Origin of the sequence: Enterococcus sp. DIV0561, from assembly GCF_050539875.1 — a bacterium.
Classification (GTDB): domain Bacteria; phylum Bacillota; class Bacilli; order Lactobacillales; family Enterococcaceae; genus Enterococcus; species Enterococcus faecalis.
On the sequence record NZ_CP172927.1, the window covers coordinates 1,391,574 to 1,418,077 of the forward strand.

The window sequence follows — 26,504 nt, forward strand, 5'->3', positions numbered from 1 at the left end:
TAAATGAGAGAATTACTAGCAACAACATTTACCGGCATTGTGGTCGATGAAAATGAACAATTTTATTTTGTTCAAAAAAATGGCATCACATTCCGTTTAAAAAAAGAAGAAGGTACGCATGCTATAGGGGAGGCTGTAGAAGGGTTTGGTTATTTAAATCAAAAACAAGAGCCAGCACTGACAACTACAATCCCTACTGTGCGCATTGGTAGCTATGGCTTTGGTACTGTCACAGGAACGAGACGTGATTTAGGTGTCTTTGTGGATGTTGGCTTACCAGATAAAGATGTCGTTATTTCGTTGGATGAATTACCAACCATGCGGGAACTTTGGCCTAAAAAAGAAGACCGAGTAATGGTTACTTTAAAAGTGGACAGTAAAGACCGCATTTGGGGCGAATTAGCAGATGAAAAAGTCTTTAAAGCCATGGCAAAACGCGGGAATGCTGAAATGCAAAACCAAAACTTAACTGGGCATGTGTATCGTCTGAAACTTGCAGGAACGTATATTTTAACTGATGATTTATACATTGGATTTATCCATCCTTCTGAACGTTTCCAAGAACCACGTTTAGGTGAAAAAGTAGTGGGACGTGTGATTGGCGTGCGGCCGGACGGCGTATTGAATCTTTCATTAAAACCAAGAAGTCATGAAGTAATCAGCGATGATGCGTTAATGATTCTAACTTTCTTAGAAAGAGCAAACGATCACCAAATTCCTTTCACCGATAAATCAAGCCCTGATGAAATTAAACAGACTTTTGGTATTAGTAAAGCTCAATTTAAACGCGCTTTAGGTCATTTAATGAAACAAAAATTAATTAAACAAGAAGATGGTAAAACAATTCTAATTGGCTCGTTGGAACAATCAAAAGAAAAAAATTAAGGTAGCTAATTGAGAATATCTTGCAAATTACAGTTATTTCTTTTATAATTATTTTAATTTGATTGATAAATTAAGTTTCTTAATTTGTAATCATTCTAAACAAGGAGCTGTAATAATGGATTCGACTGCTGCTTTAAAAAAGACAAAAAAACAATTACATGAATCAGGCTTTAAATTAACACCACAACGGGAAGCAACCGTACTTGTATTATTGGAAAATGAAAAAGATCATTTATCAGCAGAAGAAATTTACTTCTTGGTAAAACAAAAAAGTCCGGAAATTGGTCTAGCAACAGTCTATCGAACGCTAGAAATTTTAACAGACTTAAAAGTCGTTGATAAAGTGAGCTTTAACGATGGTTTAGCTCGCTATGATTTAAGAAAAGAAGGCGCCAAACACTTTCACCACCATTTGTTATGCTTAGAATGTGGCACAATTGAGGAAGTGGAAGAAGACTTGCTTGGTGAAGTAGAGCAAATTGTTGAAAGTCGGTATCATTTTTTAGTCAAAGATCATCGCTTAACTTTTCATGGTATTTGTCAAAGTTGTCAAAGTAAACATTAAAAAAACTGCCTTGCATTAATTTATGCAAGGCAGTTTTTTATTCATTGGAATTATAAATTAGCGAATTTTTCCAATAAGCGAATCATTTGGCAAGTAAAACCATATTCATTGTCATACCAAGCCACAGTTTTCACTAATTGGAAATCGCCAGCTGTCGTTACTTCTGTTTGCGTTGGGTCAAAAATCGAACCTTCTGTCGTGCCGATTATGTCTCCAGAAACAATTTCACGATCATCATAACCGAAAGAAGGGTTATCAATGGTGTGTTTTTTCATTGCTTCATTTACTTGATCAGCTGTTACTTTTGTTTTTAAAATGCTAACTAATTCTGTTAAGGATCCATCCACAACGGGAACACGTTGGGCATGGCCTTGTAATTTTCCATTAAGTTCTGGAATAACTAAGCCAATTGCTTTAGCAGCACCAGTTGAATGGGGAATAGTATTGTCTGCAGCAGAGCGTGCCGCACGAAGATTTCCGCCACGAACAGGGCCATCTAATAGCATTTGTGTTGATGTGTAGGCATGGACAGTTGTCATGGTACCAACTTCAATACCGAATTCGTTATTTAAGAAGTAAGCCATCGGTGCTAGACAGTTTGTCGTACATGAACCAGCAGAAATGATTTTATCGTTGGCATCAAGTGTATCATCATTGACGTTGTAAACGATTGTTTTCATTGCGCCTGCAGGAGCAGAGATAACCACACGTTTCACACCTGCATCTAAATGAGCTTGTGCTTTTTCTTCAGAGGTATAAAAACCTGTACATTCAAGGACAATGTCTACTCCGTTTTCTTTAACCCAAGGGATTTTACTTGCATCTGGTTCTGCGTAGACACGGGTTTCTTCGCCGTCAACCACAATGCCATTTTCAGTGGCTGTCACGGTGCCAGGATAGGTGCCATGCGTAGAGTCAAATTGTAATAAGTGAGCCAACATTGTTGGGCTAGTCAAATCATTGATTGCCACAACTTCAATATCATCAGAAACTTCTTTTATTCGGCGAAAGGCTAAACGACCAATTCTTCCAAAACCGTTAATTCCTACTTTGACTGTCATAACAAAAATTCCTCCTTTAGATGTTTGTGTTTCTTTGGACCCTTGCTGAAAAAGTGATTTTCTTCAACTATCTATAGTATGAACCTCTAAAATTTTTTTGTCAAAAGACTGATAGCGAAGCGACAAAAAGAAAGCGAAAGATTCATGAGAAATTTTGCTTTTTCCAACGATAACTAACTAGAATTGCTAGACAAACGGTTGTTTTCCCGATACAATAATAAAGACTTTCGAATCATGCTTTTTGAGGTGATTAAAGATAGTAGAAGTAGAATAGGAGGACAAATTATATGTCCATGTTTTTAGATCAAGTGACGATTGATGTCAAAGCTGGTAAAGGCGGCGACGGAATGGTTGCTTTCCGTAGAGAAAAATATGTACCAGACGGGGGTCCCGCTGGTGGTGATGGCGGTCGCGGTGGCGACGTTGTTTTAGTTGTTGAAGAAGGATTACGCACATTAATGGATTTCCGGTTTAATCGTCATTTTAAGGCGACACCTGGAGAAAATGGTATGAGTAAAGGAATGCACGGTCGTGGTTCAGAAGATTTACTTGTCAAAGTTCCACCAGGTACAACAGTTCGTGATGCAGAAACTGGAGCTTTAATTGGGGATTTAATTGAGAATGGTCAGACCTTAGTAGTAGCAAAAGGCGGACGCGGTGGTCGCGGGAATATTCGCTTTGCTTCCCCAAGAAACCCTGCACCAGAAATTGCCGAAAACGGCGAACCGGGCCAAGAACGTAAAATCGAATTAGAATTAAAAGTTTTAGCAGATGTTGGCTTAGTTGGGTTTCCTTCTGTAGGGAAATCAACGTTACTCTCTGTTATCTCGTCCGCTCGTCCGAAAATTGGTGCCTATCATTTTACGACGTTAGTTCCAAACTTAGGGATGGTGACTACTAGTGACGGTCGAAGCTTCGCTGCAGCAGATTTGCCAGGCTTAATTGAAGGAGCTTCTCAAGGTGTCGGCTTAGGAACACAGTTTTTACGCCACATTGAACGGACGCGTGTTATTTTACATGTCATTGATATGAGTGGTATGGAAGGACGCGATCCTTATGAAGATTATTTGGCAATCAATAAAGAATTGGCTTCACACAATTTACGTTTGATGGAGCGACCTCAAATTATTGTTGCCAATAAAATGGACATGCCTGAAGCAGAAGAGAATTTAGCGAAATTTAAAGAGCAACTTGCGAAGGAACGCACAGATGAGTATGCTGATGAGCTACCTATTTTCCCAATCTCTGGGGTTACTCGTAAAGGTATTGAACCTTTATTAAATGCAACAGCTGACTTGTTGGAAGTAACGCCTGAATTCCCATTATATGAAGATGAAGTAGTAGAGGAAGAAACCGTTCGTTATGGCTTCCAACCAGAAGGTCCAGAATTTACGATTGATCGTGAACCAGATGCTTCATGGGTTTTATCTGGTGAAAAATTAGAAAAATTATTTGAAATGACGAATTTCGATCATGATGAAACAGTAATGCGTTTTGCACGTCAATTACGTGGTATGGGTGTCGATGAGGCATTACGAGCACGTGGCGCGAAAGATGGCGACATTGTTCGGATTGGTAATTTTGAATTTGAATTTGTCGAATAAGCATAAAACCAGTTCACTCAGTGAACTGGTTTTTTATTTTAAAATTAGTATTAAATCAGCGAATAGATTGAAATAATATTTTTAATAGCTTATAATTTTAAATGTAACAAAATAACAAACGAAAGGAGCGAAATTGAAATGGAAAACAATCAAGCAATTGTTCCTAAGTTTTCAGTTAAAAGTGCTGGTTTTCTTTTTAGTATGGGGCTCTTATGTGGTGTCCTGTTGCCGAGTGTTTTATTATGGACTTTCAATCTGCCGTTTAATATTGGTGCCATGATTTTTTTGCCTGTTGGGATTGCTTTTGCGTTAGCGTATAGTCATTATTTTATTGAAACGAAAACAGGTTTTTGTAAGCGTTTTATTTGGTTGTTTTTAATTTCTCTTATTTTATTAGAGATTATCTCTTATTTATGGCTGATTAAAGGAGTTATTTTTTAAGAGAAAAACAGAGGAGAGTGTTATTTATGTTAGATAAACTGACTGTTTGGATTGAAAATCATCTAGCTGGACCAATGGCTAAAATTGCCAATCAGCGCCATTTACGTGCGGTGCGGGATGGGATTATTGCGACATTACCTTTAATTATTGTCGGTTCTTTTTTTCTAATTATTGCGTTTCCGCCGTTACCAGAATCTTGGGGCATTACTCAATTTTTAACAAGTAATGCTGCTACAATCTTACTGCCTTACCGAATGACAATGTACATTATGGCGTTATATGCGACTTTTGGCATTGGCGCTAGTTTAGCGAAATCATATAATCTTGATCAAGTCTCTGGAGGGATTTTGGCTACGATTGCTTTTTTATTAACATTAGTACCTGTAGCGATTCCTGAAGAAGCCAGTAAAGCAGCTGGCGTTTCTGGGTTTGTTTTACCAATGGCTAATTTGGGTGGCGCAGGGATGTTTGTCGGGATTGTGACGTCAATTATTGCTGTCGAAATCTATCGAGTAACAGATAAGTCTAAGTTCAAAATTACAATGCCTGATAACGTTCCACCTGCTGTTGCTCGTTCATTTGAATCATTGACGCCGACGTTAATTGTCATGTTATTGATTGGTTCAATCACTTATTATTTAGGCTTTGATTGGCACACATTTGTAGGGAACTTAGTAGGACCACTAGTTCAAGCAGCAGATTCTTTATTGAGTGTCTTGCTGTTAGTCTTTTTAACCACATTTTTCTGGTTCTTTGGGATTCACGGTGCTTCAATCGTAGGATCGTTGGCGCGTCCTCTATGGCTACAACTATTAGAGGAAAACACGACTGCTAAAGCAGCTGGCGAAGCATTGCCTCGGATTGCGGCAGAGCCTTTTTACCAATGGTTCATTTGGATTGGTGGTGCTGGAGCCACAATTGGCTTAGCTATATTATTAGCCTTTCGGGCAAAATCAGAATATGGTTCAAAACTAGGAAAAGCTATTTTAGCACCGTCTATTTTTAATATTAATGAGCCAGTTATTTTCGGTGTACCGATTGTCTTAAATCCGATTTTAATGATTCCTTTTATCTTTGCACCAATGGTTTTAGCAACGATTGCTTGGTTTGCCACTAAATTAGGTTTAGTAAGTGAAGTTGTCTTTACCGCACCTTGGACCTTACCAGGGCCAATTGGCGCCTTTATGGCGACAGGTGGCGATTGGCGTGCTGCTGTTTTGAATATTGTTTTAATTCTAGTGGCCATCTTGATTTACTATCCGTTCTTTGTAGCTTATGATAAAAATGAGCTTGCCAAAGAGCAAGGCAAACAAATAGAAGAATAAAGAGTGCAGCCGTTTAGTGTCCAGAACAAAAGGTGATGACCTTTTGTTCTGGACCTATTTGTTTATAGGTGATGAAAATTCTCAATTTTTTTGAAATGTATAGAAAATTTTGAGAAAAGAAACGCATAAAAAAGTGTAAAATATTATATATATAATGAAAATGGTTTTCTTTTGTGTGAACATAATAAAGTTATTGTTAACTAAAAGAGAAAAGGGGTATGAAAATGGTTAGAACGAAGGTATATACAAAGGAAAAAATCTTAAACGTAGCTGAAAAAATTTTAGTAGATAAAGGTTTTTCTAATTTAACTGCTAGAAATATTGCAGATACTATGGGGATTTCTACGCAGCCAATTTATTTAGAATTTGTCAACATGGACGATTTAAAACGAACCTTAATTAAATCGTTATTTCATCGTATGCAATTATTTTATAAAGCAGACGTTGGTGCCTCAGACCCAGTGATTGCATTGGGTCTGAACTTTATATTATTTGCCCAAAAACATCAAAAAATCTATACGGCGTTATTTATGAAAGCACATGGTTATGAAGAAGAATTGCAGCAAATGCTTCAAACTTTTTTTGAAGAGCGTTTATTATTGGATAAAAAATATGTACAAATGGACAAAGGAAAATTTGTCGAATTATTTCCTAAAATGGTGGTAATCTATTTAGGTTTAGCCACAGCAGTTACAATGAAAACAATTGACTTAACTAAGAATCAAGAAATTCAATTATTAAGTCAATTATTGATAGAAGAGTAGTGTTTTGTTATTTATTCAAAATAACAAAAATACGACATAAGTCTGAGAAAAAACTGGTCGTTGCGCCCGAGGAAGGATTGTTTAAAACTTGCTATACTTTGGAAGAAGTAACAGAGAATAATTACTCGGGAGGATCTATGTGATGAAATTTATTAAATTTTTAGTGGTGACAGCAATTGTTATTGGTGGTGGTTTATTTGGGGCCAAGTTTTACGCAGAGAAGAACTCTGGCGAATTAGCTGGTGTGTTAGATCAATTAAATCCATTGGTTAAAGAAGGAAATGTGTATGTTAAAACAAAGAAAGCCGATAGTGTTAATGGCTATGGAATTGCTAGTTATACGCAAGTAGCCGCAGATGAGGAAGGCAAAACGCGAGAAATAACTTTCACAGCGGACCATGAATTAAAAACAGATCATTATCTAAAAGTCTCAAATAAAGGGGCCCACATCAATACGTATGAAGAGGTCAATCAAGACCAAGTGCCAGAAAAGGCATTACAAGCGATTCAAAAATAACAAAAAGTCAGAACGTACGCTGAAGATACGTTCTGACTTTTTGTTATTTTTTTGCTTCTTGAAGAATATTGATTTTTTCAATTTTAACATCAGTTTTTGGTTTATCGTTGGCACCAACTTCGACTTTGGCAATTTTATCGACAATATCCATTCCTTTGGTTACTTGACCGAAAACAGTATGTTTTTTATCAAGAGAAGGATAGCCGCCTTTTTTGTAAGCATCAATGATTGCTTTTGGATAATCATCATATAAAAGACCATCAGATTGATCATCTGTATTTTGGACAATAAAGAACTGACTGCCGTTAGTATTAGGTCCTGCATTCGCCATTGATAATGCGCCACGAATGTTATATAACTGGTTTGAAAATTCATCTTCAAATGGTTTATTCCAGATGCTGTTTCCGCCAGTTCCATCACCGCTAGGATCGCCACCTTGGATCATAAAGTTATTGATGACACGGTGGAAAGTCAAGCCATCATAATAGCCATCTTTAGCATGTTTCATAAAGTTCTCGACAGTTTTTGGAGCCTGTTTAGGAAATAGTTTGATTTCAATATTTCCCATTGAAGTAACCATTTGGACTAAGTCTTGATCTTCGGCAACTTTGTCATCTAGTTGTGGTAAATCTAGTGAATTTAAGTCGACCGAATCCTTTGTTTTGCTTTCACTGGATTTAGCGATAGAATCACTCGTTGCGGTCGTGCTTTTATTATTGGTTGTGTTACAGCCTGCTAAAAGCAAGGTGAATGCTGCAACTGAAGCAACAGCAAGCATTTTCTTATGTTTCATCTGTTTTCCTCTTCCTTTCACACTGACAATTAGGTTCTTTTTTATCATAACAAAAGAGAAGATAACAAACCAGTGGAATTTTTATAAGATTTCCTATAGGAAAGGTGTAGACCACTTTTGTTTTTTTTGTTACAATGTAAGCAGATACATTATTATGTTTTACAATTTAGGAGGCAATCACATGGGAAAATTAGGTATTTCAATTTATCCAGAACGTTCAACATTTGAAAAGGACAAAGCATATTTGGATTTGGCTCATAAATACGGCTTTAAGCGTGTCTTTACTAGTTTATTGCAAATCAATGATGATCGGGAAAAGGTATTAGCAGAGTTTAAAAAAGTCGTAGATTACGCCAACCAATTAGGTATGGAAGTGATGGTCGATATTAATCCTGCATTGTTCGAACAATTAGGCATCTCTTATGATGATTTATCATTTTTCCATGATATGGGCGCTTACGGTATTCGTTTAGATCTTGGTTTTACTGGGCAAGAAGAGGCGAATATGACAAGAAACCCTTATGGCATTAAAATTGAAATTAATATGAGTTCAGGCACAAGTTATGTTGATAATATTATGGCCTACTCACCAAACACAGAAAATTTACTAGGCTCACATAATTTCTATCCACATCGCTATACAGGCTTAGGCTATGATCATTTTGTTTATTGTTCAGAAAAATTTAGAAAATATAATTTAAATACGATGGCGTTTGTGAACTCACACGATGCTACATTTGGGCCATGGCCGACACAAGATGGGTTATGTTCTTTGGAAGACCACCGCGATTTAGAAATTGCAACGCAAGTTAAGCATTTAGTTTTAACAGGATTAATCGATGATATTTCTGTCGGAAATGCTTATGCCTCAGAAGCAGAATTAGCAGCAATGGCAGAAGCCTTTCGTGCACCGTATCCTTCGATCAAAGTGGATACAGAACCAGAAATCACAGAAGATGAAAGAATTGCATTGTTCGATAACTTACACAGTTATCGTGGAGATCGTTCTGATTACGTTTTGCGTTCAACAATGACACGTGTTTACTATAAAGATCGTCCTTTCCCAGCTCATACAACGAGAGATATTGTTCGAGGTGATGTCTTGATTGACAACGTTGGCTATGGACAATACAAAGGGGAAACACAAATTGCTTTAAAAGAAATGAAAAATGATGGCCGTGTAAATGTGGTTGGTCGTATTTCTGATGACGAACGTTTCTTATTAGAATTTTTGAAACCATGGTCAAGTTTTAAACTTATTGAAAATAAATAATTTTTAGTTTCCTATAAATAGATAAGTGGAGCATAGCGCAAAAGGTAACATTTTTGTGCTATGCTTTTTTGTCGCAACAAAATTGTCTCATTTTAGTGGTAAAGAAAGATGGCTAAATCTTTGAATGGTAGTTGTCAAAAAAAGGGCGACAACTTATAATGAATCATACAGTTTAAATAAAAGGAGTACGTAGATGAATCGATGGTTAAAAATTTTGATTGCGCTTATTGTAGTAATTGCAATTGGTTTAATTGCGGCAGGCTTATATTTTTATAATTATGCAGTAGTTCCAGGAAAGAAAGACTTTATAAATGAGAATACCCCAGGGTCAAAAGTGGTCCAGACACCTGAAGGCGCGTGGTTTAAAGATGACAAAAATCGACAAGAATGGTCAATTACTTCGGAAGATGGGCTACGTCTAAAGGCTATTTATTTACCAGCCGACAAAAAAAGTAATCGTACCGTTATTATGGCGCATGGTTATATGGGTTCGGCAGAAACGATGTCTGTCTTTGCGAAAATGTATCATGATTGGGGCTACAATGTGTTAGCGCCAGATGCGCGTGGTCACGGGAAAAGTCAAGGAGATTATATTGGGTTCGGCTGGCCCGATCGTAAAGATTATGTCCAATGGATTGAGAAAGTTTTAACCGAAAATGGTCAGCAAGAACAAATCACTTTATACGGTGTCAGTATGGGTGCTGCTACAGTCATGATGACGAGCGGGGAAAAATTACCAGATAACGTGAAAGCCATTGTGGAAGATTGTGGCTATTCTACAGTCAATCAGGAGTTGCAATATCAATTGAAAGAGCTTTTCAATTTACCAAGTTTCCCATTAGTTAATGTTACTAGCGGGATTACGAAACTTAGAGCTGGCTATTTCTTTGGGGAAGCAAGCGCTGTTAAGCAATTGCAAAAGAATCATTTACCAATGCTCTTTATTCATGGTGAAAATGATACGTTTGTGCCGTTTAGTATGTTAGACGAAGTTTATAATGCAACCCAAGGACCTAAAGAGAAATATGTCGTGCCTGGAGCAGAGCATGCGAAAGCTTATAATAAAAACCCAGAAAAATATAAGGAAACAGTAGCTGCTTTTCTAGATAAATATATAAAATAACAAATTTATTCTTTACTAATAGTAGCAAAAACAAAAGACTTGTTCTTAAGTTAACGACTTAGTGAACAAGTCTTTTGTTGTCAGTTGATTTTTTTTAATAAGTTGGAATTTACCCATGCAATCTAGGGCATAATCTGATAGGATAGTACTAGAAATGAGGGAAGGATAATGGAAGAACAATTAGTCGATTATTTACACTATTTACAAATAGAGCGGGGCTTATCAAATAACACACGACGGAGTTACGAACGAGATTTAAAAAAATACGTAGCCTTTTTACAAGAACAAGGCTTGCATTCTTGGGACGAAGTTGACCGTTACATGATTACAGAATTTTTGCAATCCCTTCACGAAGAACAGCAAGCTTCAGCAAGTGTGATTCGGATGATTTCTAGTTTGAGAGGATTTCATCAATTTTTACGTCAAGAACGCTTAAGCGAACATAATCCGATGCAACATATTGACTCCCCCAAGAAAGTTCAAAAATTGCCAAGTACATTATCTGTTGACGAAGTGACTCGATTAATTGAAACGCCTGATACAAGTAAACCACTAGGTATGCGGAATCGTGCTATTTTAGAAGTGATGTATGCAACGGGCCTGCGAGTTAGTGAGCTAATTGAAATAAAATTAGGGGATCTGCATTTATCCATTGGTTTATTGCAAACAATCGGAAAAGGGGACAAAGAACGAATTATTCCTTTAGGCGATTATGCGATTCAATGGATTGAGCGCTATATGAACGAAGCCAGACCTCAATTGATTAAAAATCATCCGAATGAAACACACCTATTCGTTAATCATCATGGCGAACCGTTATCTAGACAGGGCATTTGGAAAAATTTAAAACAGATTGTCCGAGAAGCCCAGATAGAGAAAAATATTACGCCGCATACATTACGGCATAGTTTTGCGACACATTTGTTGGAAAATGGCGCAGACCTTAGAATCGTTCAAGAATTATTAGGACATGCAGATATCTCCACGACACAAATTTATACACATATTACCAAACAACGAATGGCAGATGTTTATAAGGAACATTTTCCTCGGGCTTAATTTGCGAGAATGCCCACAAACGAATAAATTTATGGTAAACTAGGAAGTCGAGAAAAGAAAGTAGGTGTCGTTTTTGCAAGAAATTAATTTAAAACTAGATGTCTTTGAAGGACCACTGGATCTTCTACTACATTTAATTCAAAAATTAGAAATCGATATCTATGACATTCCCATTACAGCAGTAACTGAACAATACATGTCTTATATTCATGCGATGCAAACCTTAGAGTTAGAAGTCGCTGGAGAATATCTAGTCATGGCTGCCACCTTAATGGCTATTAAAAGTCAGATGTTGCTTCCAAAACAAGAGCTTGAAATCATTGATGATGAAGATTTTTTTGAAGAGGAAGACCCACGGGAAGCTTTAGTAGCTCAGTTATTGGAGTATCGGAAATTTAAATATGCAGCGACTGTTTTACATGAAAAAGAAGAAGAACGTAAACTCTATTATACAAAAGAACCAATGGATATGGATGATTATAAAGAGGAAGATACAACACTACCGCCTAATCAAATCAATACAATTGATTTATTTCTAGCCTTTCATGCCATGTTAGAAAAGAAAAAAAATCGCCAGCCTGTTGAAACAACTGTTGCCAGTGACGATGTTTCCATCGAAGAAAAAATCTCCGCTATTTCAGAGCGTATGCGTCAAGTACAGAAAGGGAAGGCAGTGTCGTTTGACTCTTTCTTCGATTCTTATTCCAAACAAGAAATTGTGACAACGTTCATGGCTCTTTTAGAATTAATGAAAACGGGCGTGATTTATGCTGAACAAGAAAATAATTATAGTGAAATTTTGTTATTTAATACAGAAACCCAGCAGGAAGATACAACAGAGGTGGAGGAAACACAGTGACATTAGTTAGTCAAATTGAAGCAATTTTATTTGTGGTTGGCGAAGAAGGAATTGGCTTGGAAGAGCTTGCGTACTTATTAGAGAAGTCAACAGCAAAAACCTATGAAGAATTAACGAAATTGAAAGAACATTATGCTTCTGACAATAAATCAGCGTTGAATATTTTAGAAGTCGGCAATCATTTTGTCTTAACAACGAAGAAAAAATATGCCTCATTACTAAAAAAATATGCGCAATCGCCTATGTCGAACGCCTTATCACAAGCGGCGCTAGAAACATTATCCATTATTGCTTATAAGCAACCAATTTCGCGTATTGAAATTGATGAAATTCGTGGCGTACAGACTTCTGGCTCTATCCAAAAGTTAGTTGCCCGTCAGTTAATAGAAGAAAAAGGCCGCGTAGATGGTCCTGGTAGAGCGATTTTGTATGGCACAACGAAGTATTTTATGGATTACTTTGGGTTGAAAAGTTTAGATGAATTACCAGATATCCAACAAATGGAAGATGAATTAGAAGAAGAACTACCAATGGATCTATTTTTTGATCGTTATCAAGAAACGAACCCAATGTCTGAAACAACAGAAGGCGAGGAAGCTTAAACAATGGAAAGATTACAAAAAGCAATTGCTCATGCTGGGGTGACTTCGCGTCGCAAAGCAGAGGAATTGATTGTCAAAGGTCGCGTAAAAGTCAATGGCCAAGTGGTCAAAGAATTAGGAACGCAAGTAAGTAAACAAGATACTGTTGAGGTTGATGGTGTACCAATTTATCAAGAAGAATATGGTTATTATTTATTCTATAAACCAAGAGGGGTTATTTCTGCAGTATCTGACGACAAAGGCCGTAAAGTAGTAACGGATTATTTTACAGATGTTACTGAGCGAATTTATCCAGTCGGTCGTCTGGATTATGATACTTCTGGGTTGTTACTTTTAACGAATGATGGAAGTTTTTCACAAAAATTAACCCATCCTAAACATGAAGTAGATAAAGTCTACGTAGCAAAAATTAAAGGTGTACCAACTAAACGGGATCTATTGCCATTAGCCAAAGGCATTCGCATTGATGGCAAACGCACAGCACCAGCCAATTTTCAAATTCTTTCAGCGGACATTAAAACAGGTAGCAGCGTCGTGGAATTAACGATTCATGAAGGACGTAATCATCAAGTGAAGAAAATGTTTCAAGCTGTTGGTTTCCCTGTTCAAAAATTAAAACGTGAACGTTACGGTGAGTTGACCTTACAAGGTTTGCGACCAGGGCAATATCGTGATTTAACTAAAAAAGAAATCAGTCAATTATTAAATCAAGCTAAATAAGATAAAATGACTCGATCTCTTCGCGCTTATGGCGGAGGGATTGTTTTTTTTTTGAGAAACGAAACAATCAATGAAATTTAATAAAAAGCTTAGTTAGTTGCATTCATTGTTCAAATCGGTTACACTAAGTAAGTAAAAAAATATAATACAAGGTTCGTCTTCAGGGGCAGGGTGTAATTCCCGACCGGTGGTTATAGTCCACGACTCGTTTTTAACGATTGAATTGGTGTAATTCCAATACCGACAGTATAGTCTGGATAAAGAAGATAGGGCTTATTTGAGACGCTTTTTCATCAGATAATCCTACTCTATTTTTCCCTGCAGAAAAATAGGGTTTTTTTGTATGACAAAGAAGCGAATCAAAAAGTTCGTTGAAGATGGGTCCTTAATTGGAGGATTTCAGATGAACAACAAGGTACAAAAAATGGTCAGCATTGCAATGTTGGCTGCAATCGGTACAGTATTACAATTTGTGGCATTTCCGATTATGCCAGCGTTTAGTTTTTTGAAAATCGATTTTAGTGATATTCCGATTCTACTCGGAATGTTCTTGTACGGACCGTTAGCAGGAGTAATTACTGCTTTTGTTCGTTCGTTGCTACACCTGTTCTTAACCGGACTAGCACCGCAAAATATGGTGGGAGATTTCGCTAGCTTTTTAGCAAGTAGTATCTTCACCTTGCCAATTTTTTATTTCTTTGGTAAAAAGAAAAATATCCGTACAAATCGGATAGTGGGCTTAGTAAGTGGGATTTTAGCCTTGACAATTTTCATGAGTATTGCGAATTATTTTGTCATTACACCCATTTACTTACAATTATATGGTGTGACCACACAACAATTTTTAGGAACATCTTTAGCAAGCTATGTGGCGATTGGTATTGTGCCATTCAACCTTATTAAAGGCCTCTTAGTCAGTGGTGTTTTTCTAGTACTACATGCGAAGTTATTGCCATGGCTATCAAAAAAACAACATACTATTCAGAAAAAAACACCGTTAACAAAATAAATGATAAAAAAACCTGCTGTTGAACAATGTTTGACAGTGGGTTTTTAAAATTTACGCCTAAAAGAAAAGAGGTTGTCACAATCTGTCATCATTCTGTTAAAAAATACTAAACCATCTGCATTGTAATTTTAACTTTCCCTTGGTATGATAGAAATCATCAAAGAAAGAGGAGTTTTCCTGAGTGAAAAAGTGTAAAAATTGTCGTCACGTGAATCGTGATACGGAGTCCTTTTGTGAAGAATGCGGCGCTCCGCTAATGAATGAATCAATGCATCAAGAGGAAAACCAAGCACAACCATCAATGAATAAAGGGAACGAATCTACTCCTCTCAGATCAAAAAGAAGCTGGATCTGGGTGTTTCTTTTTGTGTTCATCGTTCTTGGAACGGGTAGCTATTTTCTCGGGACGCATTATTTTTCTAAGGAACAACAAATTTCTCATTTTATTGAAGCGATTGAGAATGGTGATGCCCAAGAATTAAGTAAAAAAATGAGGACGAACGAGTCTGAATTTCAAGTGAATCCGCAAAGCATTAAGCCTTTAATCACTTATTATCAAAAAAATCCAACTGAGCTAAAAAAATTAGAAAAAGCGCTATTAAAGGATAAAAAGCTACATGGTTTAACTATTCGTGAAACGAGTCAAACAGCATTTTTCTTTCACCGTTATCAATTCATTTTAACGCCTGTTTCTGTTCAGTTAACGACAAATCAGCGCGGTGTGACGCTGGCAATGAACGGGCGGGAAGTGGGCACTTCCGACTCAACTACTTATCAAAAGGAATTGGGCCCCTTAGCGCCAGGACAATATACCTTTACAGCCACAGTGAAAGATAGCACCGGCGAACCTGTTATCACAGAAGAGTATCGTTTATTAGAAGAGGAAAATTATATTTCTAGTATTCCTTTAGATTTTAAACGAATGAATTTTGTTGTGGAGAGCAATCTGCCAGACGCAGATATTTATATTAATGATCGGAAAGTTGGTACGCTAACGAATGGAAGCAAAACGATTGGCCCTTTGTTCTGGTCCAAAGGGATGACGATTCAACTTAAAAAGACGATTAATGGAGAAGAAATTCAAACATCAAAAGAAACGATTGGTGAAAATGATTTTGTCGAAGCGCTCTCCGATAATCCTACGCTACAATTGAATTTTCCGTTAGCTAGCGACTATGATGCCCGCAAAGCGCTAGAAACCTTTTATCAAGCATTTGCCAAACAAGTGAAAAGTCATACGGATAGTGCAGAATTTGCTGAAAAATATCTCGTTGGTGGGGAAAATAATCCTCAATTTCCTTCTTTTATAGAAGCACTTGAACGATTACGTGAAAAGAAATCGACCGATGGTTCACCAGATTTTGAAGTGACCATTAATACGCTACAATTGGATGGTAAAGAAAATTACCATGTCAATTATTATTTAGAAGCCAAAAATTCTAAAGCAAAAGAAAATGGTCTTCGTTATGAATGGATCAATGGCCTAAATGATCAAATTCATTTAGTCAAAGAACCGCTAAAAGAAGGACAATTACAGTTTGTTTCGATAGATGAACAAACACTTGCTTGGCTCGAAAAAATACTCTAAGCAAAAATGAGTGCTAAATTATTTAGCACTCATTTTTGCTTATTTCTATTGCACGCGTGGGACATTTGCGGTACGCTTTTAACACATTCTCGCGTTCGTTTTCTGGAATAAATTGTTGTCGAGCATGCGGCTCGTCTTTAAAAAGGACAATCCCATGATCATCATAATCAAATATATTGGGCGCATAAACTTGACAAAGTCCACAAGCAATACATTTTTCAGGAACTAAACGTGATTGCATAAACAGTGACACATCCTATCTAAAAGAGGTTTACTATGGAAGCAACTTTTATTTTAGCGTTATTATCTCACGGATACAAGGTACGTGCATCAACTTTGTATCATCTTTTAAAAGGCAAACGGACTAGCTCTGTTTTGATTTATGGTTTTTTATATGATTGTTTACGGTTCATTGGCTGGTGGCCAACGATTTCCGAACAAGCCTATTTTCAATTTCTTGAAAAACTTTCGAAGGCGAAACAAATTCAGTATCACAAAGAGACAAATGAAATTCAACTAACAAAAGAAGGGCAACTATTTTTAAAGGAGCACCATTTTTCGTTGCTGGATTATCCTGCAATTGATCTTTATCGTTTTGGCAGAAGTGATCAAGAAAGTTGGCAACTCATTCAATTTGCCGTGCAAGTGACTTCGTATTTATCATTTGAGGAAAAACAGTATATTCCACTTTTATCAACACCGATTCCGCAACTATATTTGAAACGATGGTTACAACAAGACAAGAAAGAGCAGCGCATTCAATCAATCAAAGAAGAACTGTTGCGAGGGTTTGAGTTACTACCTGAAGCAGAAAGCGACTATTTGGTTGCGCAACTTTCTGGTTATCAGCAAACTGGCAAAGTTCCTCAGCAATTAACAAGCCATAAGACAGCTCTTGAACAGCGTTTGTGGCATACACAAGCGGTTCATCATTTACTGCAGTTGATAATGTACGGAGGAAACTATCCTGCTTTACAAACGCTTGTATGGCCGTATCTAGAAAAAAATCTAAACCAAAGTATGCAAGAAACTCAACGATTGTTAACGGAAGGTAAGACACTTCAAGAAATTGCTGAGCAGCGAAAAATAAAACTGAGTACCATTCATGACCATCTATTAGAGTTGGCTATTCAAGGGCAGCTGCAGGCGTCTGTTTATCTTGAAAAGGAGGCAATGCTCCAAAACTTGGCTCAAACAGAACAAGATCCGCGGTTGTGGGTGTATCGGGATTGGCGAGCCCAAGAAGAGACGCTTTCTTATTTAGATTTCCGCTTATATCAAATCAAACAAATTTGGCAAGAAAAGGAGTGAGTGTTGTTGACATTAGAACAAGAATTATTCACTCGATTTGGTTATGCAGCGTTTAAGCCTGGTCAAAAAGAAGTGATTACAAACTTACTTGACGGTATGAATACATTGGCTGTTTTGCCAACAGGGACTGGTAAATCATTGTGTTATCAATTTGTGGGCCAGAAGTTAGAGGGACTAACGGTAATTGTTTCTCCTTTACTTTCGTTAATGGAAGATCAGGTGCGTCAATTACAAAGACAAGGAATTAAAGGTGCGGTTGCCTTAAACAGTACGTTACAATATTCAGAAAAGCGTTATATTTTAGCGGAAATGTTCCAATACGATTATCTGTTTTTAAGCCCAGAAATGCTTTTGCAGCAAGAAGTACTTAGTGTGTTACAACGCCAAAAAATTGCATTATTTGTGGTGGATGAAGCCCATTGTGTTTATCAGTGGGGCGTCGATTTTCGCCCTGAATATAGTAAATTAGATCTGGTCCAAAAACAGCTAGACTTTCCTTTGACCTTGGCGTTAACTGCCACAGCGACACCCGTTGTACAGCACGCAATTATAAAACAATTATTTTCTCATGGTAGCTATCAAGAAGTTCTTTCTTCAGTGAATCGAAAAAATATTGGCTTGTTCGTGAAGGAAACGTCAGAAAAAGAAGAAGTGTTACTAGATTACTTATCTAAAACGGCTGGTAAAATCATCATCTATTGCGCCACGCGCAACAAAACAGAACAAATTAGTCAACTTATTCAGGCAAAAACCAGTTTTAAGGTGGCCTATTATCATGGGGGCTTGGAGGCTAGTGAACGTAGTCGCTTGCAAGAACAATTTATTGATAATCAAATCGATATTCTTTGTGCAACGAATGCTTTTGGGATGGGAATCGACAAACCTGATGTTCGTGGAGTGATTCATTTTGATTTGCCTGATAGCTTAGAAAATTACCTGCAAGAAATCGGGCGAGCTGGACGTGATGGTCAAAAAAGTTGGGCGCTATTATTGTATAAAAAAGGGGATGAATTTATTCATCGGTTTTTCTTAGAAGAGACAAGAGCGAATCGAGCGACCTTAAAATCGCTGATTGAAGGAGAAGAACAAGCAGGTTTGTTAGAAAATGCCACCGAGTTACAACAAAAATGGGTCCAAGGCTATTTAGCCAAGGATTATTCTTTTGAAGAGCTAGAGCATCGTTTAGAGGAGAAAGAAAAAGATCGTCAAGCACAATTAAGAGGGATGCTGACGTATATTGAAACCACAACCTGTCGAAGAACGTTGATTCAAACTTATTTTCAAGAATCGATTGTCAAACAATCACCGGAAACTTGTTGTGATAATTGTGCGTTATTCTTTGACATTTACCAAGATTCAATAGTAAAATCGAACAAGACCAGCAATCAAAATGAAGAAGATTGGCGTTCTAAATTTCTAAAATTATTTAAAGAACGTGATTAATTCATTTTTTTAGTCGGCAGTTGGCAAAAGCTATGATATAATAACAAGCGAGAGAAGTTTAGGAGGAAATTAGCAGTGAGTAAAAAGGACAAAAAGAAAAACCAAGCTCGTGAGCCATGGGAACAATCAATTTATGAACCTGATCAAAATGGTGGTGGTTCTCGTTTAGCAAAACGCCAACAGCAACGAGGAAATTCATTATTTCTAACTGTTTTAGTTATTTTGCTATTATTAATTATTGCCATTCCAATTGGGACTTTCTTATGGATGATGCAAGACAAGAAACCGAACGAAAGTGCTAGCAAAAATAGCCAGCCATCTTCTTCATTAGTCCAATCATCATCAAAAGAGAAGAAAAAAGAAAGTACGTCAAAATCAGTGGAAAGCTCAGAACCAGCAAGCAGCCAACCAGCTGAAAATACAACACCTTCAAGTTCAGATGCTGCTGCACAGCAACAACAGGACCAACAAGCACAACAACAGCAACAACAAGAGCAGCAACAACAACAAGAAGCTCAAAATCAACAACAGCAACAAGCGCAGAACCAACAACCTGTTTATGATACCGTTCAAAGTGGCGAAGGGGCACGTCAAGTTGCCGAACGTAACGGAATGACATTAGAACAAATTTTAGCGTTAAATCCTGGGATTGATACATCTGTGTTTTATCCAGGACAACCATTACGTATTAAATAATCCAGAAAAAGAGGTTTGGACAGCACTTTCAAGGGCTAAACCGCGACGGATGATTACATGAGAATGCCAATAAGCAGAAATTTCCGAAAGATGTTTTGCGTCTTTCGAGGGATTTCGGCTTATTGCTTTTTCGTTAGAAACTCGTCATCAGTTTAAATCCAAGTTCTTTTCTTCTGATTTTAATATAAAAGAAGAAGCGCATTTTAAAGGATGCATATCAGTTAAGGAGTTTTTTCATGGGGAAAATCAGTATTGCTATTGACGGACCAGCTTCGTCAGGCAAAAGTACAGTTGCAAAAATTTTAGCAAAACAATTGAATTATGTGTATTGTGACACGGGGGCCATGTACCGAGCGATTACGTATTTGGCCTTGCAAAATCAAATCGACATTCAAGCGGAAGAGCCATTAGTAGCGCTTTGTGTCAACCACACTATTTCTTTTCAGCAAGCAGAAAATGGCCAACGTGTTTTTATCGATGGTCATGAAGTGACCGAAGCGATTCGCCAGCCAGATGTAACGAATGCTGTTTCAGCTGTTTCAAAACATGCAAAAGTTAGAGAAGAAATGGTGGCGTTACAACAGAAAATTGGTCAAGCCGGCGGAGTTGTCATGGATGGTCGAGATATTGGTACTGCAGTTTTACCAAAGGCCGAAGTAAAGATATTCTTGGTGGCTAGCGTTGAAGAACGTGCAGAACGTCGTTTTAAAGAAAATCAAGAAAAAGGGATTGAGACGGATTTTGAAACCTTGAAGGCGGAGATTGAACGTCGGGATTATTTAGATTCAACCAGAGAAGTATCACCCCTTGTCCAGGCAAGTGATGCTGTGAAAATCGATACAACAGGGTTGACGATTGAAGAAGTCGTCGCCGCTATACAAAATGTGATTAAACAAAAAGGTTTTGAACTTTTTTAAAGAATTTTAAGAAAAATAGAAGAAATCGCTTTATTTTTTTACAAAAATCTCGTACTATGTAAGTATATATAGCTAAGTTTTGGAATTTTTGTTGGCATAGGAGGATAAGAGGCATGACAGATTTTGAAGACAAACAAGTAGCAAACAACGAAACAATGGAAGATGCAATGAACAGCGTTCAAGAAGTCAGTGTTGGCGATATTGTTAAAGGCGAAGTTTTAGCCATTGAAGACAAACAAGTTGTTGTCGGCATTGAAGGAGCGGGCGTTGAAGGCGTTGTTCCTGCAAAGGAATTATCGACTTTACCAGTTGAAGATGTACACGAACTTGTGAAAGTCGGTGATGTGTTAGATTTAGTTGTTATCACATCAATTGGCAAAGATAAAGAAAACGGCAGTTATTTACTGTCAAAACGCCGTTTAGATGCTAAAAAAGTTTGGGAAGAAATTGAACAAGATTTCCAAGCGGGCAAAGTAATCGAAGCACCTGTTACAAATGTTGTTAAAGGTGGTTTGGTTGTTGATGTCGGTGTTCGCGGATTTGTTCCTGCCTCAATGGTTGAAGATCATTTTGTTGCAGATTTTTCTGAATATAAAGGTCAAACACTAGCATTTAAAATTATTGAAATCGAACCTTCAGAAAACCGCTTAATTCTTTCACATAAAGCAGTTGTTGAAGCTGAAAAAGAATCGAAAAAAGAAGAATTACTTTCTTCTTTACATGACGGAGACGTTGTTGAAGGGAAAGTAGCTCGTTTAACAGATTTCGGCGCATTCATTGATTTAGGTGGCGTGGATGGTTTAGTTCATGTTTCTGAAATTGCTCATCAGCATGTGGGCAAACCAAGTGATGCGTTAACTGTTGGCGAAGACGTTCAAGTAAAAATTCTTTCAATTAATCCAGAAGAAGGACGTATTTCTTTATCTATTAAAGAAACATTGCCTGGACCATGGACAGATATCGAAACAAAAGCAGCCGCTGGGACTGTTTTAGATGGAACAGTAAAACGCTTAACCAGCTTCGGTGCGTTTGTGGAAGTTTTCCCTGGTGTGGAAGGATTAGTGCATATTTCTCAAATTTCTCACAAGCATATTGCAACGCCTCATGAAGTCCTTCATGAAGGGGATCAAGTACAAGTGAAAGTTTTAGAAGTTAATCCAGAGGAACATCGTATTGCTTTAAGTATCAAAGCGTTAGAACCAAAACCTGAGTCTCAAGAAGAACCAAAAGAAGAACAGGAATATGAATTGCCTGAAGAAAATACTGGTTTTACCATGGGCGATATTTTAGGTGACGCTTTATCTGATGCGAAAGAAGAGGAATAACACGTTACTTTCTTGAAATTTATGAGTTTGACATAGCCGTAAATAGATCGGCTATGTCAAACTCATTTTTTCTTGAATTGGTTAGAAAATCAGCAGAAACTAAAACTTTTCTTGCACTTTAAGGTTTGATTAGGTAAACTAGTAAGGATTGAAATTCTCAAGGAGGGAATCAAATGGCAAATCCAACTATTGCGATTGTCGGTAGACCGAATGTCGGTAAATCGACTATTTTTAACCGCATTGCCGGTGAGCGTATCTCGATTGTAGAAGATACTCCTGGCGTAACACGCGACCGTATTTATACAACTGGAGAATGGTTAGGGCGTGAATTTAGTATTATTGATACAGGTGGGATTGATTTAGGTGACGAACCATTTATGGACCAAATCAAACACCAAGCAGAAATTGCGATTGATGAAGCAGATGTGATTATCTTTGTTGCTAGTGGCCGTGAAGGCATTACTGATGCAGATGAGTTAGTAGCAAAAATTTTATATCGTAGTAATAAACCAGTGATCTTAGCTGTTAATAAAGTTGACAATCCTGAAATGCGTAATGATATTTATGAATTTTATGCTTTAGGACTAGGGGATCCTTTCCCAGTTTCTGGTAGTCACGGTTTAGGCATTGGCGATGTGTTAGACGAAGCAGTTAAACATTTTCCTAACACTTCAGAAGAAGAGGACGAAGATACAATTAAATTTAGTTTAATCGGGCGTCCAAATGTCGGTAAATCATCATTGATTAATGCTATTCTTGGTGAGGATCGCGTGATTGTTTCAGATATTGAAGGAACAACGCGAGATGCAATCGATACGTATTTTGAATCTGAAGAAGGTCAAAAGTTCTTAATGATTGATACGGCTGGTATGCGTAAACGTGGGAAAGTATACGAATCAACTGAAAAATATAGCGTCATGCGCGCAATGCGGGCGATTGAACGCTCAGACATTGTTTTAATGGTCTTGAATGCAGAAGAAGGTATTCGTGAGCAAGACAAGCGTGTGGCGGGCTATGCCCATGAAGCAGGTCGCGGTATTATTATCGTGGTCAACAAATGGGATACAGTCAAAAAAGATACAAATACAATGCGTGATTTTGAAGCGGAAATTCGTGATGAATTCCAATATTTAGATTATGCACCCATTATTTTTGTGTCTGCATTAACCAAACAACGTTTAAATAAACTGCCTGAACTAATTGAAACAGTAAGTATGAATCAAAACTTACGGATTCCTTCAGCGTTGTTAAATGACGTTGTAATGGATGCTGTAGCAATTAATCCGACACCAACCGATAAAGGAAAACGTTTGAAGATTTTTTATGCAACACAAGTGGCAGTCAAACCACCTACATTTGTTATTTTTGTCAACGAAGAGGAACTAATGCACTTTTCTTATGCCCGGTTTTTAGAAAATCAAATCAGAAAAGCATTTACGTTTGAAGGTACACCGATTAAAATCATTCCGCGACGCCGAAAATAGTGCATTCTACCATACTTTTTTTAGATATTCAAATAAATTTATCAACTTTGAGAAAAAATGATTATTTTTTGAAAAAACTGGTTAAAATACACTAAAAACCTTGCTATTACAACTTTCTTATGCTATCTTGTTAACAGAATATTGAACCAGATCAATATTTGCTGTCTGTTTTTGGACCACTCAAAAATAGACGGAACTTTAGGTGTGTAAAAACATCGTATCTCTTATAGAGGAGGTGAAATGATCCATGGCAAATAAAGCAGAATTAATCGAAAACGTTGCATCTTCAACTGGTTTAACTAAAAAAGATGCTACTGCAGCAGTAGACGCTGTCTTTTCAACAATTCAAGAAACTCTTGCTAAAGGTGAAAAAGTTCAATTAATCGGTTTTGGTAACTTTGAAGTTCGCGAACGCGCAGCTCGTAAAGGACGTAACCCACAAACTGGACAAGAAATTCAAATCGCTGCAAGCAAAGTACCTGCATTCAAACCAGGTAAAGCATTGAAAGATGCAGTGAAATAAGACAGACAATTAGAACCCTTGGTTTCCAAGGGTTCTTTTTTGAAGCATACATAAAAAATGTTATTTTAAGAGGTGGTCGAAACAGCACGCTAAAAGGTTAAATTGTGACGAAACTTGGGTGAAAAAACGTGCTTCGCTCCGAGAATCAAGTGGGAACGGTTCGACACTCGCTCCTTGCTTTTTTGATAAAAAGAGAAAGATTTATGAATGAAGGACAAAAATAAGTTGTTGCCAGTAGCTGTTTTTTAGTGGTTATGCTAGACTTGGGGTGAAGGAAGAGGAAACAGTCTTAAGGTGGTGAATCAATGAAATACAACTATTCTAGAGGGGAAAACAAGGTCGCTATTATTTATGGAGAAACATTTGCTTCCGTCCTAAAAAAACGACCAGTAACGACGGAGTCAATCGTTGTTTTGGCGAATCAGCGTTACTATGATCTTTTTTCTGAGAAGATTAATTATGCCTTTGGGGAACAGTTGGGATTAAACTGGTATATTTGTCGCAATGATGTTCATTGCAATGACTTATCAGAATTAGAAAGTGTGTTACGTTTCTTAGCTGATTGGCCAGAAAATCAGGATGTTTTATTGATTGGTTTGGGTAATGAAGGGGTACTACAATTAACCGCATTTCTGCACCAAGTAAGTAAGTGTTCCTCCAAATGTTGGCTGATGCCTGTGTCTGTTCAAGCGTTACGGCAAGGACTTTTACCAAGTGTCACAATTCAGCAAGCACAGCATGCAACTATGCATATAGAAAATCATTCAGAAGAAATTTTGTTTGATAGTACCTTGACCAATAAAAAAGGTGCTGCCCCTTTAATTGATTTGCTCGTTTTTATTCGAGCGGGTCTTGTCTGTGATTATACTTATTTACAAATGCTATACCAAACGTATCCAGATAAAAAACGGTTGAATCAAACGTCATTTAATGGTATTTTAGACGAGTTGTTATCTTTGTATGAACAAGCAGGGGAAAAAGTGGATCAATTTGGACGAGTTTTTGAAGCGGCCTTTGCTACAACCGAAAATGGCCATTTGTTATCAGGTCCTATGAAACGATTATTGGGATTATTGTTACAAGTTTTATGGAGCCAGCAAGTCAATCACTTTGACTTTCAATTTAAAAATTTTATCGTTTGGTTTATTCGCTTAGGTTTTCCGGTGGCGTTTCCAAAAGAAATTTTAAGTGCTGATTACGCAGAACAAGTCTTGGCTCACACAGAAACACTAGGTCCTCCTATGGTGTTGGAAAAAATCGGTCAACTAGGAGTAGCTTTAAAGCCAACGCCCGATCAACTGTTAACAACGATTGAAAGATACCAAGAAATTTTAAAAGAGATTTGAGGGGAAATTATGTCATATAGTGAAAAAATGGTTCAAGCATTACAAGCTGAAAATTTAGCAGAAGCACAGTTGATGTTTGAAGAAGCATTAAAGAAAGATGATGAAAATACCTTAGCTGATTTAGGGGAAACGTTATTATCTTTAGGTTTTCTAGAAGAAGCCAAACAAATTTTCCAACAATTGTTGGAACAATTTCCCGATGCAGATGGCTTAAACATTCCATTAGCAGAAATCGCCATTGAAAATAATGAAATAGATGACGCATTCATCTATTTAGAAAAAATTCCAGAAACTAGTGACAGTTATGTCCAAAGTCTCTTAGTTACTGCGGATTTGTACCAAGTTTTAGGGATTCCAGAAGTCAGTGAAGCGAAATTAAAAGAAGCAGCCAATCTTATGCCAGAAGAGCCGTTAATTCAATTTGCTTTGGGAGAACTATATTTTACAAATGGTCAATTTGTCGAGGCTATCACTCGTTATCAAAGCATTGTAGAAAGCGGGACAGCGCAAATCTCTGCTATTTCCTTGAATGAACGCTTAGGAAGTAGTTACAGCATGTTAGGTGATTTTGAAGAAGCAGTTCCTTATTTGGAAGCCGCGGTCAAAGAAGAACAAACAGATGATCGTTTATTCCAATTAGCTTTCACTTATTTACAGTTACATGAGAATCAAAAAGCCATTGCGTTGTTCCAGCAATTAAAAACACTAAACCCACATTATCAATCACTTTATCTATATTTAGCGGAAGCGCTCCAAGAAGAAGAGCAATTAGAGGAAGCAAAAGCGGTGATCGAAGAAGGAATTGCGGAAAATCCCTTCCAAGTAGAGTTATACCAATTTGCCTCTGAAAATGCCTATCGCTTACACGACATTGCTGGTGCTGAAAATTGGTTGTTAAAAGCTTTGGAATTAGGTGAGAAAACAGATGAAAGTCGTTTGACCTTAAGTAATCTCTACATCACGGAAGAGCGTTTTGAGGAAGTAATTACTATCTTAAATGATTTAGAGGAAACGGATCATCCTTATGCTGAATGGAACTTAGCAAAAGCGTACAACGAATTAGAAGACTTTGCCGTCGCTAAAGTTCATTACGAACAAGCAGCGCAAGAATTGTCTCACGAACCAGAATTTCTAAAAGAATACGCATTGTTCTTACGAGAAGAAGGCGAACTTGAAAAAGCAAAACACTTGTTGCACCATTATTTGGAACATGAACCTGGTGATGTCGACATGCAATCTGTGCTAGCAGATATGGAAGAAAGATAGGAAAC

The 26,504-nt window shown here is 37.3% G+C and carries 27 protein-coding genes and 1 riboswitch; of the genes, 24 read left to right on the forward strand and 3 right to left on the reverse strand.

Annotated features, from left to right (window positions below):
- Nucleotides 1–3 precede the first annotated feature (3 nt).
- Together IGM13_RS06740 and IGM13_RS06745 are read left to right on the forward strand one after the other, a co-directional pair.
- On the forward strand, nucleotides 4–885 hold the full coding sequence (locus IGM13_RS06740; RefSeq protein WP_002361792.1) for a CvfB family protein: 882 nt from the start codon (nucleotides 4–6) through the stop codon (nucleotides 883–885).
- Between the two features lie 115 nt (nucleotides 886–1,000).
- Nucleotides 1,001–1,450 carry a Fur family transcriptional regulator gene (locus IGM13_RS06745; protein WP_002357640.1) on the forward strand — a complete coding sequence of 150 codons (450 nt, stop codon included), beginning with the start codon at nucleotides 1,001–1,003 and terminating at the stop codon, nucleotides 1,448–1,450.
- 50 nt (nucleotides 1,451–1,500) lie between these two features.
- On the opposite strand, the gene gap is transcribed toward IGM13_RS06745, so the two are convergent.
- On the reverse strand, nucleotides 1,501–2,511 hold the full coding sequence (gene gap / locus IGM13_RS06750) for a type I glyceraldehyde-3-phosphate dehydrogenase (RefSeq protein ID WP_002357638.1): 1,011 nt from the start codon (nucleotides 2,509–2,511) through the stop codon (nucleotides 1,501–1,503).
- A gap of 287 nt (nucleotides 2,512–2,798) precedes the next feature.
- Here gap and obgE point away from each other — a divergent pair, with 287 nt between their 5' ends.
- From obgE to IGM13_RS06775, 5 genes are all read left to right on the forward strand, one after another.
- Entirely contained in the window at nucleotides 2,799–4,115 is a 1,317-nt protein-coding gene (gene obgE / locus IGM13_RS06755; RefSeq protein WP_002384537.1) for a GTPase ObgE, read from the forward strand.
- Nucleotides 4,116–4,253: 138 nt separating this feature from the next.
- A complete protein-coding gene (locus tag IGM13_RS06760; RefSeq protein ID WP_002420214.1) occupies nucleotides 4,254–4,556 on the forward strand; it encodes a hypothetical protein in 303 nt (100 codons plus the stop codon).
- Nucleotides 4,557–4,582: 26 nt separating this feature from the next.
- A complete protein-coding gene (locus IGM13_RS06765) occupies nucleotides 4,583–5,881 on the forward strand; it encodes a PTS sugar transporter subunit IIC (protein ID WP_002363934.1) in 1,299 nt (432 codons plus the stop codon).
- Nucleotides 5,882–6,099: 218 nt separating this feature from the next.
- Nucleotides 6,100–6,645, forward strand: a complete 546-nt coding sequence (locus IGM13_RS06770; protein ID WP_002360361.1) for a TetR/AcrR family transcriptional regulator — start codon at nucleotides 6,100–6,102, stop codon at nucleotides 6,643–6,645.
- 142 nt (nucleotides 6,646–6,787) lie between these two features.
- Complete coding sequence (locus tag IGM13_RS06775) at nucleotides 6,788–7,162, forward strand: YxeA family protein (RefSeq protein WP_002357632.1); 375 nt, start codon at nucleotides 6,788–6,790, stop codon at nucleotides 7,160–7,162.
- A gap of 43 nt (nucleotides 7,163–7,205) precedes the next feature.
- Here IGM13_RS06775 and IGM13_RS06780 read toward each other — a convergent pair whose 3' ends face one another.
- The gene (locus IGM13_RS06780) at nucleotides 7,206–7,955 is read right to left on the reverse strand and encodes a peptidylprolyl isomerase (RefSeq protein ID WP_010715189.1); all 750 of its coding nucleotides are present in this window, start codon (nucleotides 7,953–7,955) and stop codon (nucleotides 7,206–7,208) included.
- A 181-nt stretch (nucleotides 7,956–8,136) separates the two neighbouring features.
- On the opposite strand from IGM13_RS06780, the gene IGM13_RS06785 reads away from it, so the two are divergent.
- The 8 genes from IGM13_RS06785 to IGM13_RS06820 all read left to right on the forward strand — a co-directional run bounded on the left by IGM13_RS06785 (nucleotide 8,137) and on the right by IGM13_RS06820 (nucleotide 16,188).
- Entirely contained in the window at nucleotides 8,137–9,228 is a 1,092-nt protein-coding gene (locus IGM13_RS06785) for a DUF871 domain-containing protein (RefSeq protein ID WP_010816511.1), read from the forward strand.
- A 193-nt stretch (nucleotides 9,229–9,421) separates the two neighbouring features.
- Nucleotides 9,422–10,351: an alpha/beta hydrolase gene (locus IGM13_RS06790; protein WP_002357629.1), complete on the forward strand. Its 930-nt coding sequence runs from the start codon at nucleotides 9,422–9,424 to the stop codon at nucleotides 10,349–10,351.
- A 168-nt stretch (nucleotides 10,352–10,519) separates the two neighbouring features.
- On the forward strand, nucleotides 10,520–11,410 hold the full coding sequence (gene xerD / locus IGM13_RS06795) for a site-specific tyrosine recombinase XerD (protein ID WP_002360354.1): 891 nt from the start codon (nucleotides 10,520–10,522) through the stop codon (nucleotides 11,408–11,410).
- 64 nt (nucleotides 11,411–11,474) lie between these two features.
- Nucleotides 11,475–12,269, forward strand: coding sequence for a segregation/condensation protein A (locus IGM13_RS06800; RefSeq protein WP_002420210.1), 795 nt, complete (start codon nucleotides 11,475–11,477; stop codon nucleotides 12,267–12,269).
- Nucleotides 12,266–12,871: an SMC-Scp complex subunit ScpB gene (gene scpB / locus IGM13_RS06805; protein WP_002357625.1), complete on the forward strand. Its 606-nt coding sequence runs from the start codon at nucleotides 12,266–12,268 to the stop codon at nucleotides 12,869–12,871. Before IGM13_RS06800 ends, scpB begins: the two co-directional genes overlap by 4 nt.
- Before the next feature lie 3 nt (nucleotides 12,872–12,874).
- Complete coding sequence (locus tag IGM13_RS06810; protein WP_002357624.1) at nucleotides 12,875–13,591, forward strand: pseudouridine synthase; 717 nt, start codon at nucleotides 12,875–12,877, stop codon at nucleotides 13,589–13,591.
- Between the two features lie 152 nt (nucleotides 13,592–13,743).
- Nucleotides 13,744–13,863: riboswitch (FMN riboswitch) on the forward strand.
- Between the two features lie 71 nt (nucleotides 13,864–13,934).
- A complete protein-coding gene (locus IGM13_RS06815) occupies nucleotides 13,935–14,600 on the forward strand; it encodes an ECF transporter S component (protein WP_002382314.1) in 666 nt (221 codons plus the stop codon).
- A 256-nt stretch (nucleotides 14,601–14,856) separates the two neighbouring features.
- Entirely contained in the window at nucleotides 14,857–16,188 is a 1,332-nt protein-coding gene (locus IGM13_RS06820) for a zinc ribbon domain-containing protein (protein WP_002420209.1), read from the forward strand.
- A 22-nt stretch (nucleotides 16,189–16,210) separates the two neighbouring features.
- Here the strand turns inward: IGM13_RS06820 and IGM13_RS06825 are convergent, their stop codons facing one another.
- Nucleotides 16,211–16,429: a ferredoxin gene (locus tag IGM13_RS06825; RefSeq protein WP_002357617.1), complete on the reverse strand. Its 219-nt coding sequence runs from the start codon at nucleotides 16,427–16,429 to the stop codon at nucleotides 16,211–16,213.
- Between the two features lie 35 nt (nucleotides 16,430–16,464).
- On the opposite strand from IGM13_RS06825, the gene IGM13_RS06830 reads away from it, so the two are divergent.
- The 9 genes from IGM13_RS06830 (at nucleotide 16,465) to IGM13_RS06870 (ending at nucleotide 26,499) form a co-directional block, all read left to right on the forward strand.
- The gene (locus IGM13_RS06830; protein WP_002420208.1) at nucleotides 16,465–17,499 is read left to right on the forward strand and encodes a helix-turn-helix domain-containing protein; all 1,035 of its coding nucleotides are present in this window, start codon (nucleotides 16,465–16,467) and stop codon (nucleotides 17,497–17,499) included.
- Nucleotides 17,500–18,942: a RecQ family ATP-dependent DNA helicase gene (locus IGM13_RS06835; RefSeq protein ID WP_002420207.1), complete on the forward strand. Its 1,443-nt coding sequence runs from the start codon at nucleotides 17,500–17,502 to the stop codon at nucleotides 18,940–18,942.
- Between the two features lie 75 nt (nucleotides 18,943–19,017).
- The gene (locus IGM13_RS06840) at nucleotides 19,018–19,638 is read left to right on the forward strand and encodes a LysM peptidoglycan-binding domain-containing protein (protein WP_002384525.1); all 621 of its coding nucleotides are present in this window, start codon (nucleotides 19,018–19,020) and stop codon (nucleotides 19,636–19,638) included.
- A gap of 236 nt (nucleotides 19,639–19,874) precedes the next feature.
- Entirely contained in the window at nucleotides 19,875–20,555 is a 681-nt protein-coding gene (gene cmk, locus IGM13_RS06845; protein WP_002357612.1) for a (d)CMP kinase, read from the forward strand.
- A 113-nt stretch (nucleotides 20,556–20,668) separates the two neighbouring features.
- The gene (gene rpsA / locus IGM13_RS06850; RefSeq protein WP_002360341.1) at nucleotides 20,669–21,880 is read left to right on the forward strand and encodes a 30S ribosomal protein S1; all 1,212 of its coding nucleotides are present in this window, start codon (nucleotides 20,669–20,671) and stop codon (nucleotides 21,878–21,880) included.
- Nucleotides 21,881–22,053: 173 nt separating this feature from the next.
- Nucleotides 22,054–23,364, forward strand: coding sequence for a ribosome biogenesis GTPase Der (gene der, locus IGM13_RS06855; protein ID WP_002357608.1), 1,311 nt, complete (start codon nucleotides 22,054–22,056; stop codon nucleotides 23,362–23,364).
- Between the two features lie 247 nt (nucleotides 23,365–23,611).
- Nucleotides 23,612–23,887, forward strand: coding sequence for an HU family DNA-binding protein (locus IGM13_RS06860; protein WP_002357604.1), 276 nt, complete (start codon nucleotides 23,612–23,614; stop codon nucleotides 23,885–23,887).
- A gap of 305 nt (nucleotides 23,888–24,192) precedes the next feature.
- Entirely contained in the window at nucleotides 24,193–25,233 is a 1,041-nt protein-coding gene (locus IGM13_RS06865) for a hypothetical protein (protein WP_002420206.1), read from the forward strand.
- A gap of 9 nt (nucleotides 25,234–25,242) precedes the next feature.
- A complete protein-coding gene (locus tag IGM13_RS06870) occupies nucleotides 25,243–26,499 on the forward strand; it encodes a tetratricopeptide repeat protein (RefSeq protein WP_002377424.1) in 1,257 nt (418 codons plus the stop codon).
- Nucleotides 26,500–26,504: the final 5 nt, after the last annotated feature.

What these genes read in the sequence shown, in the direction of transcription:
- IGM13_RS06780 (WP_010715189.1), bottom strand. Translation starts at nt 7,955, where the DNA reads ATGAAACATAAGAAAATGCTTGCTGTTGCTTCAGTTGCAGCATTCACC.
- IGM13_RS06860 (WP_002357604.1), top strand. Translation starts at nt 23,612, where the DNA reads ATGGCAAATAAAGCAGAATTAATCGAAAACGTTGCATCTTCAACTGGT.
- IGM13_RS06785 (WP_010816511.1), top strand. Translation starts at nt 8,137, where the DNA reads ATGGGAAAATTAGGTATTTCAATTTATCCAGAACGTTCAACATTTGAA.
- gap (WP_002357638.1), bottom strand. Translation starts at nt 2,511, where the DNA reads ATGACAGTCAAAGTAGGAATTAACGGTTTTGGAAGAATTGGTCGTTTA.
- IGM13_RS06745 (WP_002357640.1), top strand. Translation starts at nt 1,001, where the DNA reads ATGGATTCGACTGCTGCTTTAAAAAAGACAAAAAAACAATTACATGAA.
- IGM13_RS06830 (WP_002420208.1), top strand. Translation starts at nt 16,465, where the DNA reads ATGGAAGCAACTTTTATTTTAGCGTTATTATCTCACGGATACAAGGTA.
- obgE (WP_002384537.1), top strand. Translation starts at nt 2,799, where the DNA reads ATGTCCATGTTTTTAGATCAAGTGACGATTGATGTCAAAGCTGGTAAA.
- IGM13_RS06770 (WP_002360361.1), top strand. Translation starts at nt 6,100, where the DNA reads ATGAAAATGGTTAGAACGAAGGTATATACAAAGGAAAAAATCTTAAAC.
- IGM13_RS06820 (WP_002420209.1), top strand. Translation starts at nt 14,857, where the DNA reads ATGAATGAATCAATGCATCAAGAGGAAAACCAAGCACAACCATCAATG.
- IGM13_RS06760 (WP_002420214.1), top strand. Translation starts at nt 4,254, where the DNA reads ATGGAAAACAATCAAGCAATTGTTCCTAAGTTTTCAGTTAAAAGTGCT.
- IGM13_RS06865 (WP_002420206.1), top strand. Translation starts at nt 24,193, where the DNA reads ATGAAATACAACTATTCTAGAGGGGAAAACAAGGTCGCTATTATTTAT.
- cmk (WP_002357612.1), top strand. Translation starts at nt 19,875, where the DNA reads ATGGGGAAAATCAGTATTGCTATTGACGGACCAGCTTCGTCAGGCAAA.
- der (WP_002357608.1), top strand. Translation starts at nt 22,054, where the DNA reads ATGGCAAATCCAACTATTGCGATTGTCGGTAGACCGAATGTCGGTAAA.
- IGM13_RS06740 (WP_002361792.1), top strand. Translation starts at nt 4, where the DNA reads ATGAGAGAATTACTAGCAACAACATTTACCGGCATTGTGGTCGATGAA.
- IGM13_RS06790 (WP_002357629.1), top strand. Translation starts at nt 9,422, where the DNA reads ATGAATCGATGGTTAAAAATTTTGATTGCGCTTATTGTAGTAATTGCA.
- rpsA (WP_002360341.1), top strand. Translation starts at nt 20,669, where the DNA reads ATGACAGATTTTGAAGACAAACAAGTAGCAAACAACGAAACAATGGAA.
- xerD (WP_002360354.1), top strand. Translation starts at nt 10,520, where the DNA reads ATGGAAGAACAATTAGTCGATTATTTACACTATTTACAAATAGAGCGG.
- IGM13_RS06815 (WP_002382314.1), top strand. Translation starts at nt 13,935, where the DNA reads ATGACAAAGAAGCGAATCAAAAAGTTCGTTGAAGATGGGTCCTTAATT.
- IGM13_RS06810 (WP_002357624.1), top strand. Translation starts at nt 12,875, where the DNA reads ATGGAAAGATTACAAAAAGCAATTGCTCATGCTGGGGTGACTTCGCGT.
- IGM13_RS06870 (WP_002377424.1), top strand. Translation starts at nt 25,243, where the DNA reads ATGTCATATAGTGAAAAAATGGTTCAAGCATTACAAGCTGAAAATTTA.
- IGM13_RS06775 (WP_002357632.1), top strand. Translation starts at nt 6,788, where the DNA reads ATGAAATTTATTAAATTTTTAGTGGTGACAGCAATTGTTATTGGTGGT.
- IGM13_RS06825 (WP_002357617.1), bottom strand. Translation starts at nt 16,429, where the DNA reads ATGCAATCACGTTTAGTTCCTGAAAAATGTATTGCTTGTGGACTTTGT.
- IGM13_RS06765 (WP_002363934.1), top strand. Translation starts at nt 4,583, where the DNA reads ATGTTAGATAAACTGACTGTTTGGATTGAAAATCATCTAGCTGGACCA.